Genomic DNA, 7,237 nt, shown 5'->3' with positions numbered 1-7,237 from the left:
GGCTCGGGCTGCGGTGCGGGCGCGGCCACCTCGGGCTCGGCGGGCAGGATCGTCGCGAGACCGCGTAGCGCTCGGCCGAAGTCGGGATCGATCAGATCGGAGGCGGGGTCGTCGAGCGGGGAGACCGAGCCGCCGTGCGCGTCGGGCTGGTAGCGCCAGTGCGCGGCGATTTCGGAACGCCCGTTCTGCCACTGCAATTGGGCGACCCAGAAGCCTTTTTCGTCTTTCCAGGCGTCCCATTCGGCGCCTTCGATGTTGTGGCCGCGCTCGGTGAAGGCGGCGGTGACGACATCGATGAGGGTTTCCACGGCGGGGCCGTCGGGGCGGACGGGATGCGCCTTCTGCGCGAGTTCGGCAGCGCGGGCACGCTCCAGCAACACCGGGTAGGCGAACCGCTCGACGCGGCTGGCCGGCATGCCGGATTCTTCGGTGACCTGGTCGACGGAGGCACCGGCCCGGATTCGAGCCTGGATATCGCGAGGACGCATAGTTGCTTCCATTTCGATCTCTATCTGGCCGAATCGGGCAAGGTCTCCGCGTGCTGCGGCTCGTAGCTTGTCGTCGGCGGGAAGCCGGTACTTCGCTCCGGACTCGGTGTCGATACACACGATGTGCGTGGAGTCGGGCGTCACCCCGATCACTCGAAGTTCACGCACCGTTACCTCCTTACCGCGTCGACTCGCGACACCGCCCACTTTCCGAAACAGTAGTGCACTTCTGGGATCCGTGGGGCGAGACACGCGGGGCGGAAATCTCTGTGCAGACTCCCGCACCCCGCTAATCTGCTCTGTTCGACTTGGCGCACCACCGGAAGCGGCGTGTCGATTGTGGCGTGTCGCGCTCGGATTCGGCTGTTGTCAGCCCAGATTCTGCACGACCCAGTCGATGCTGCGGGTCAACTGGCTGATGTCTTCCGGGTCGATGGCCGGGAACATGCCCACGCGCAACTGGTTACGGCCCAGCTTGCGGTACGGCTCGGTGTCCACGATTCCATTGGCCCGCAGCACCTTCGCCACCGCGGCCGCGTCGACCGAGTCGGCGAAGTCGATGGTGCCGACCACCTGCGAGCGGTGCGCCGGGTCGGTGACGTACGGCGTGGCGTACTCGCTCGACTCGGCCCAGTTGTACAGGCGCGACGACGAATCCAGCGTCCGCTTGACCGCCCAGTCCAGGCCGCCGTTGCCGTTGAGCCACTCGATCTGGTCGGCGAACAGCAGCAGGGTGGCCAGCGCCGGGGTGTTGTAGGTCTGCTCCTTGGTGCTGTTGTCGATCGCGATCGGCAGCGACAGGAACTCCGGGGTCCACCGGCCGCTCGCCTTGATCTCGTCGACCCTGGCCAGCGCGGCCGGGCTCATCAGCGCGACCCACAGGCCACCGTCGGCGGCGAAGCACTTCTGCGGCGCGAAGTAGTAAACGTCGGCGTCGGTGATGTTCACCGGCAGACCGCCCGCGCCCGAGGTGGCGTCGATGGCGATCAGCGCGTTCTCCGAGCCCGCCGGGCGCTGCACCGGAATGGCGACACCGGTGGAGGTTTCGTTGTGCGCCCAGCCGATCAGGTCGGCCGAGGGGTCCGACACCGGCTCCGGCGCGCTGCCCGGCTCGGCCGAGATGACGATCGGGTCGCCGATGAACGGGTTGCCCTTGGCCACGGCGGCGAACTTGGAGCTGAACTCACCGTTGGTCAGGTGCAGCGAACGCTCGCGGATCAGGCCGAAGGCCGCGGCATCCCAGAACGCCGTCGTGCCACCGTTACCGAGCACCACCTCGTAACCGTCGGGCAGGCCGAACAGTTCGCGTAGGCCCGAGCGCACCCGCGCGACCACATCTTTCACCGGCTTCTGCCGATGACTTGTTCCGAACACCGAGGCGCCGACGGTCACCAGAGACTGCAACTGCTCCGGTCGCACCTTGGAGGGGCCACAGCCGAACCGTCCGTCGGCGGGCTTGAGGTCGTCGGGAATCGTCGGGAACGCAGTGGTCATGCCGAACAGGGTAAAGCGTGTCGGACCAGCTCGGTTCGTGCGGGTCGGCAGCTGTGCCCTCCGCCACCGGCGCTCGCGCGGGCGCCCGGTGCCGGAATTGTCACGGTCCACTCCGGTTGCGGTGGTATTGCTGTGTCGCGCACCACACTCCAGCTAACCTTTGCGCCCATGAACATGGCGCCGGCTAACTCGGGGTGGCGATTGCTCGGTCGACGACCACGGACCTTCGGGCTGCGCATCGGCGCGATGTCCGACAGCGCGCGCCGGGAGTTGCTGCTACACGGCACCCTCGGTTCGGCAACAATTCTCGGCGTGCGGCCGAGCAACAAAGCGGTCGCGGGCGAGCACGACGCGGACGGCTCGTCGCCGTGCCAGGTGTTCTGGGTACGGGTCGAGGTCGACGGGGTGGCGCCGTACGAGGCCAGGGTGCGGCAGCGGGTATCGGCGGCGAACCTGGAGTGGATGCAGCCGGGCGATGTCGTGTGCTGCCGGGTCGACCCGGGCGACCGGGATCGGCTGGTGCTGTACGTGCCGGAGTTCGCGGAGACCGGCCGGGTCAGCGTCTCGAAGATCCTCGCCGACGGCCGCCGCGCCGACGCGACGGTGCTCGCCGCGGCCCCGGTCGCTGCGGACTACGTCGGCCGCGACGATCCGGTGCTGCGCCTCGACCTGGAGCTGCGCGCCTGGGACGAGCCGACCCCGTGGCTGGTCCGGCTCGTCCAACCGGTTCCGCTGCCCGCGATCGGCCTGGTCGATCTGGGCCAGCACCTGGAGGTCGCCTTCTTCACCGTCGACCACGGCGAATCGGTGGCCGTCGACTGGGCCGCCTCCCTCGGCGAGGACTGACCGGCCTCACAGGTGGACGAAGGTGAAACCCGTCTCGCGCAGGGCCGGCAGGACGGCGATCATGCCCGCGCCGGTGCCGGACTGCGGGCGGTGCATGTGGGCGAGCGAAATCGCCCCCGGCGCAGCCGCATTCATCGCGGAGCGGACCTTGGCCGCGCTCGCGGTCGCACCGTAGTCGGCGTTGATGCTGAAACCGACCGGGGTTTCGCCCAATTCGTGCACGATGGCGACCGCGACGTCGTCGTAGTGCGCGGTGCCCGCACGGAAGAAGCGGGGTGGCTTGCCGACCAGTCCGGTCAGCCGCTCGTGGTTGGCCCAGACCTCGTCGGCCGCCTCCTGCGCCGAACCGGTGCCCGCGATGCCGTAGGCGGCGCGGCCGTTCACCGAGAGCGGCTTGTGTGCGACACCGTGATTGGCCAGCTCGAACAGCGGGTTCACCGCCAGCTGACCGGCTCGCACCGGGTTCGCGTCGATCCAGCGTTTGTTCAGGAACAGCGTGGCCGGAATCTGCTGGGTGACAAGGAAGTTGATGAGCGAGTCGTCGATGTCGTTGTTGCCCGGCCCGCCGCAGGCGTCGAAGGTCAGGGCCAGCTGCTTGCCGGTGGCCGCGAATGTGCTTGTGATGCCCGGCATCTGCACGCCCCACTGCTGCGGCTGGTCAGCGGCGTGCCTGGCGGCCACGGCTGCGGGCGAGTTGTCCGGTGGTGGCGCGGTCCTCGAGGCCACGGCGGCGTCGCCGATCGAGGTTCGGGCACGGCTCGAAGTCGGTGCTGCGGTCGCGATATCACTGCGCGCGGTCCCGCATCCGGTGGCGGCGAACCCGGCGGCCAGCGTGGCGGCGACGCCGAACATCCGCCGCCGCGACATTCCTCGTTCCTGCACCCCGGCCCTCCTTCGTCCGTCCGGACCCGGATGCTACGCGAGCCGAATGTCCTGTTGGTGCAGGACATTCGGCTCGCGGTGATGCATTCTGGCTATTGCTAGGCGTGCTGGATGCTCGCCCAGCCCGCGACGTCGGCGGGCTGACGCGGCGCCGGTCCGGTGTAGATGGCCGCCGGGCGCACCAGCTTGCCGAGCTGCTTCTGCTCGAGGATGTGCGCACACCAGCCCGCGGTCCGGCCACAGGTGAACATGGCGGGCATCATGTGCGCGGGCACCTCGGCGAAGTCGAGGATCACCGCGGCCCAGAACTCCACGTTGGTCTCGATCGCCCGGTCCGGGCGACGCTCGCGCAGCTCGGCCAGTGCGGCCTGCTCCAGCGCGGCGGCCACCTCGTAGCGCGGCGCGGCGAGCCGCTTCGCGGTGGCGCGCAACACGCGGGCGCGCGGGTCCTCGGCCCGGTAAACCCGGTGCCCGAAGCCCATCAGCTTTTCCTTGCGGTCCAGGATGCCCTTGACCAGTGCCCGTGCGTCGCCGGTCCGCTCGACCTCTTCGATCATCGGCAGCACGCGCGCGGGCGCGCCACCGTGCAGCGGGCCCGACATCGCGCCGATCGCGCCGGACAGCGAGGCCGCGACATCGGCGCCGGTGGAGGCGATCACGCGCGCGGTAAAGGTGGAGGCGTTCATGCCGTGCTCGGCGGCCGACACCCAGTAGGCGTCGATCGCCTCGGTGTGCTTGGGGTCCGGGTCACCCTTCCAGCGGGTCATGAACCGCTCGGTGACCGTGTTGCACTCGTCGATCTTCTTCTGCGGGACCGCAGGCTGGTAGATGCCGCGCGCGGACTGCGCGACGTAGGACAGCGCCATCACCGAGGCGCGGGCCAGGTTGTCGCGCGCGGTTTCGTCGTCGATGTCCAGCAGCGGCTGGTAACCCCAGATCGGGGCGAGCATGGCCAGGCCGGCCTGCACGTCGACGCGCACATCACCGGTGTGCACGGGCAGCGGGAAGGGTTCGGCGGGCGGCAGGCCGCGACCGAACTCGCCGTCCACCAGCAGGGCCCACACGTCGCCGAAGGTCACCTGGCCCTCGACCAGGTTCTCGATGTCGACGCCGCGGTAGCGCAGCGCGCCGCCGTCCTTGTCGGGCTCGGCGATGTCGGTGGTGAACGCCACCACACCCTCGAGGCCGCTGACGAAATCGCTGGGTACGGCGGTCTGCCCGGTAGGCACCGCGGGGCTGGTAGTCATGTCGGGACTTCTCCTTGCACTTCGGGACGCGCTCCGTAGCGACTGCTCGCAGCTCGCTAGAACAGGCCTGATCCTCGGCGATGAGGGGTATAACGAGGCTCGCCGAGCACATGCCGATCAACAACACCTTAGATCCTTGCTACCCCGGAGTAACGTCTGGCCCATGCGTGACCTGGACAATTCACCCGGCGGCCAGGAGACGGCCGATACCCTGCCGAGCACCGATTTAGCCGGCATGCGCGCCGAGTACGGGGGCGCCCCGTTCGGCAGCGGCGAAGACGTCGATCTGGACGAAACATGGCTGGCCGGCGGCTGGGAGCCGTTGCTGCGCCACTGGATCGAGCAAGCGACCGCGGTCGGCGTCGCGGAGCCGAACGCCATGGTGCTGGCCACCGTTTCGCTGGCCGACGGCACGCCGCGACCGGTCGCCAGAACCGTCCTGTGTAAAGGGCTCTCGCCCGAGGGTGTGACTTTTTACACGAACTACGACTCGGCCAAGGGCAGCCAGCTCGCGGCCGTCCCGTTCGCCGCCGCCACCTTCGTCTGGCCCGCGCTCGGCAGGCAGGTGCATGTGCGCGGCGCGATCGAGCGGGTGCCCGCCGAGACGACCGAGGTCTACTGGCGCTCCCGGCCGCGCGACTCGCAACTGGGCGCGTGGGCCTCGCGGCAGTCGAAGCCGATCGGGTCGCGCGCCGAGTTGGACCGCACCATGGCCGAGACTATCGCGCGCTTCGAGAATGTCGACGAGATTCCGGTGCCGCCGCACTGGGGTGGCTTTCTGCTGCGCCCGGACGAGGTGGAGTTCTGGCAAGGCCGACGCGGCAGGCTGCACAACCGGATTCGGGTGCTCGTCGAGAACGGCGCCATGAAGGTGGAGCGACTACAACCCTGAACTATTCCCGGTCGGCCGGTGAGAAATCTCGTATCGAGCCGGTCGGGTTGCAGTCGCTACGCTCCCGCCGGTGAGATTGCTGGCCGATACCGCCCCGCTGCGACACCCCGACTTCCGGCGTCTGTGGACCTCGGGCATCGTCACCATGATCGGCGCGCAGCTGTCCATCGTCGCGGTGCCGCAGCAGATCTTCCAGATCACCGGCAGCTCAGGGTATGTCGGCCTGGCCGGGCTGTTCGGCCTGGTGCCGCTGATCGTGTTCGGGCTGTGGGGCGGCGCGCTCGCGGATGTGATGGACCGGCGCAAGCTGATGCTCATCACCAACGCCGGCACCGGGCTCACCGCGGTGGCGTTCTGGGCGCAGGCCGCGTCGGGCATCGACAACGTCTGGGTCGTGCTCGGCCTGTTCGCGGTGCAGCAGGCGTTCTACGCGGTGAACCAGCCGACGCGCAGCGCGGCCATTCCGCGCCTGCTGCCGGAAGACCAACTGGCCGCGGCCAATTCGCTCAGCATGACGGTGATGCAGTTCGGCGCCATCGCCGGACCGGTGCTGGCGGGCGCGCTGATCCCGGTGATCGGGCTGTCCACCCTGTACTTGATCGACTCCATCGCCCTGCTCGCCACGATCTGGGCGGTGTGGAAGTTGCCCGCGCTGCCGCCGACCGGAACCGCGCGCAAGGCCGGATTCCGCACGGTGCTGGACGGTTTCGGCTATCTGGCTACGCAGCGGATTTTGCTCGCCTCGTTCGCGGTGGACGTGATCGCCATGGTGTTCGGCATGCCGCGCGCGCTGTTCCCGCAGATCGCGCACGAGACCTTCGGCGATCCGACCACCGGCGGGGTCGCGCTCGGCCTGCTGTTCGCGTCCATGTCGGTGGGCGCGGTGCTGGGCGGGGTGTTCTCCGGTTGGATACCGCGCATTCAGCGCCAAGGCATGGCCGTCCTCGTCTGCATCGTGCTGTGGGGCCTGGCCATGGTCGGCTTCGGCGCGGCCGTCGGATTCACCGGGCACGGACTCGGCCTTGGCCTCGGGCTCTCGCTCGCGCTGCTCTGCTCGGCCTTCGGCGGCGCGGTGGACATGGTCTCGGCCGCGCTGCGGGTCACCATGCTGCAGCAGGTCGCGACCGACGAGATGCGCGGACGGCTGCAAGGCGTGTTCATCGTGGTTGTCGCAGGTGGGCCACGAATCGGTGATGTTGCCCACGGTTTTGCGGCGGCCAGTCTGGGTACCGCTGTCGCGGCGGCCGGTGGCGGTGTTCTCGTGGTGATCGGCGTGGTGATCGCCGCGATCGCGTTCCCGGCATTCGTGCGATACCGGGTAGGGCGCGCACATGCGGAAATAGTGGCACCATGAGCCTGCGAATATCCAGCAATCGCTGTTCGGCGCG

General features: G+C 69.0%; 7 protein-coding genes. 3 read left to right on the top strand and 4 right to left on the bottom strand.

The annotated features are described in order from the left end of the window. Positions 1 to 656 (bottom strand): septation protein SepH (sepH, locus tag NN4_RS25195; protein ID WP_147136145.1); only part of this gene is annotated, 656 nt, incomplete at its 3' end. Positions 657 to 857: 201 nt separating this feature from the next. After that, entirely contained in the window at positions 858 to 1,982 is a 1,125-nt protein-coding gene (gene serC / locus NN4_RS25190) for a phosphoserine transaminase (RefSeq protein ID WP_147136141.1), read from the bottom strand. A 168-nt stretch (positions 1,983 to 2,150) separates the two neighbouring features. On the opposite strand from serC, the gene NN4_RS25185 reads away from it, so the two are divergent. Further along, complete coding sequence (locus tag NN4_RS25185) at positions 2,151 to 2,828, top strand: hypothetical protein (RefSeq protein ID WP_147136138.1); 678 nt, start codon at positions 2,151 to 2,153, stop codon at positions 2,826 to 2,828. Between the two features lie 6 nt (positions 2,829 to 2,834). On the opposite strand, the gene NN4_RS25180 is transcribed toward NN4_RS25185, so the two are convergent. Together NN4_RS25180 and NN4_RS25175 are read right to left on the bottom strand one after the other, a co-directional pair. After that, positions 2,835 to 3,710, bottom strand: a complete 876-nt coding sequence (locus NN4_RS25180; RefSeq protein WP_246181071.1) for a polysaccharide deacetylase family protein — start codon at positions 3,708 to 3,710, stop codon at positions 2,835 to 2,837. A 98-nt stretch (positions 3,711 to 3,808) separates the two neighbouring features. Next, complete coding sequence (locus NN4_RS25175; RefSeq protein WP_147136135.1) at positions 3,809 to 4,957, bottom strand: citrate synthase 2; 1,149 nt, start codon at positions 4,955 to 4,957, stop codon at positions 3,809 to 3,811. Positions 4,958 to 5,120: 163 nt separating this feature from the next. On the opposite strand from NN4_RS25175, the gene pdxH reads away from it, so the two are divergent. Then, complete coding sequence (gene pdxH, locus NN4_RS25170; protein WP_147136132.1) at positions 5,121 to 5,849, top strand: pyridoxamine 5'-phosphate oxidase; 729 nt, start codon at positions 5,121 to 5,123, stop codon at positions 5,847 to 5,849. A gap of 70 nt (positions 5,850 to 5,919) precedes the next feature. Then, positions 5,920 to 7,203 (top strand): MFS transporter, encoded by a 1,284-nt coding sequence (locus NN4_RS25165; RefSeq protein ID WP_147136129.1) that lies wholly within the window; start codon positions 5,920 to 5,922, stop codon positions 7,201 to 7,203. The last annotated feature ends 34 nt before the right edge of the window (positions 7,204 to 7,237 follow it).

It is taken from the genome of Nocardia ninae NBRC 108245 (genome assembly GCF_007990755.1).
Classification (GTDB): Bacteria; Actinomycetota; Actinomycetes; order Mycobacteriales; family Mycobacteriaceae; genus Nocardia; species Nocardia ninae.
This window is presented reverse-complemented; position numbering and strand designations above follow the sequence as displayed.